At 25.6% G+C, this 1675-nt stretch carries 1 protein-coding gene; it reads left to right on the plus strand.

Annotated features, from left to right (window positions below; all coding sequences use genetic code 11):
- The first annotated feature begins 311 nt into the window (after nucleotides 1–311).
- Complete coding sequence (locus R5Z65_RS10065) at nucleotides 312–1340, plus strand: dihydrodipicolinate reductase (protein WP_317368926.1); 1029 nt, start codon at nucleotides 312–314, stop codon at nucleotides 1338–1340.
- The last annotated feature ends 335 nt before the right edge of the window (nucleotides 1341–1675 follow it).

Consider the following 1675-nt stretch of genomic DNA (forward strand, 5'->3'; position numbering starts at 1 on the left):
AATTAAAACGTATTTACCTAAAATGTTTTATAGCTATTAAATATAATTAAATATTATAAAAATATCAAAATATTTAGTAAAGAATAATTATAAATTAATTTGGATACTATATATTAAGTCATATTATATTAAGCTATATAGAGCTTAATATGTAAATAGTAAGTAATAATATTTTTAAGCTTTAAATTTGTTGTTAAATTTTAACAAAATAAATATATAAATTTTATATAGCATTGTTTTAATAAAAAATGTATTATAATCATACATTAGACATTAAAAGAATGCTGTTAAACAAAAGGAGGACTCTGTTTATGAAAAAAATTAAAGTTGTACAATATGGTTGTGGAAAAATGTCAAAATATATTCTTCGTTATTTATATGAAAAGGGAGCACAAATTGTAGGTGCAATTGATGTAAATCCAGACGTAGTGGGTATGGACGTTGGAGATTTTGCCGAACTTGGTGTAAAGACAGGTGTTACTATATCATCTGATGCAGATAAAGTGCTTGATGAATGTGATGCAGATGTTGCTATTGTTACATTATTTAGTTTTGTAAACGAAATTTATGAACATATGGAAAAATGTGTAAAAAGAGGAATAAATGTAATTACAACTTGTGAGGAAGCTATTTATCCTTGGACTACAGATGCTTGTCGAATTAACAAACTAGACCGATTAGCAAAAGAAAATTGTTGTACTATTACAGGTTCTGGTATGCAAGATATTTTTTGGATTAATATGGTTGCTATGGCTACTGCAGGTTGTCATAATATAACAAAAATAAAAGGTGCTTTTTCATATAATGTTGATGAATATGGGTTAGCTTTAGCTCAGGCACACGGTTGTGATTTGACGCCAGAACAGTTTGAAAAAGAAATTGCACATCCAGAAGTAGATATACCATCTTATGCGTGGAATTCAAGTGAGGCTATGGCTAGTAAACTTGGTTTAACGATTAAGTCTATTACACAAAAAAATGTTCCTTGTATAATAGATACTGACTTATATAGCGAAACATTAGGTAAAACTATAAAAGCTGGTAATTGTATAGGTATGTCTGCGGTTGTTACAATAGAAACATATCAGGGTATTATTATAGAAGAAGAAACAATTGGCAAAGTATATGGCCCAAATGATGGAGATATGTGTGACTGGATAATAGAAGGAGAACCTAGAACAGAATACCACGTTGTAAAGCCAGCTACAGTAGAGCATACTTGTGCAACGGTTGTAAATAGGATACCATCTTTATTAAAAGCTCCTGCTGGGTATGTAACTTGTGATAAACTTGAAACAGTTAAATATTTAACATATCCTCTTGGTGTAGATAATGATTAAAATATTATTATAGCGTATTAGATACATTATTTATTAAATAAATATTATATAAATATATAAAAAGAGAGCACCTATTTTAAATATAGTTGTTCTTTTTTTATATATTTAAATAATGTTATTTATATACATATAAACAAAATATATTTTTAAATACAAAATATCTAAAAAATAAAGAAAAATATTTTAGTTTTATTGTTAAATATATGAAAATAAATTACATTTATTAACATTAAAATTTTTAAAAAAATAAAATTTATAGGAATTATATTCTATTATTATACAATTTATTTAAAAATTCAAAGCTATCTATAAAAATATTGCTAATTAAAAAGTGG

This window comes from uncultured Tyzzerella sp., from assembly GCF_963558545.1.
GTDB lineage: Bacteria > Bacillota > Clostridia > Lachnospirales > CAG-274 > Tyzzerella.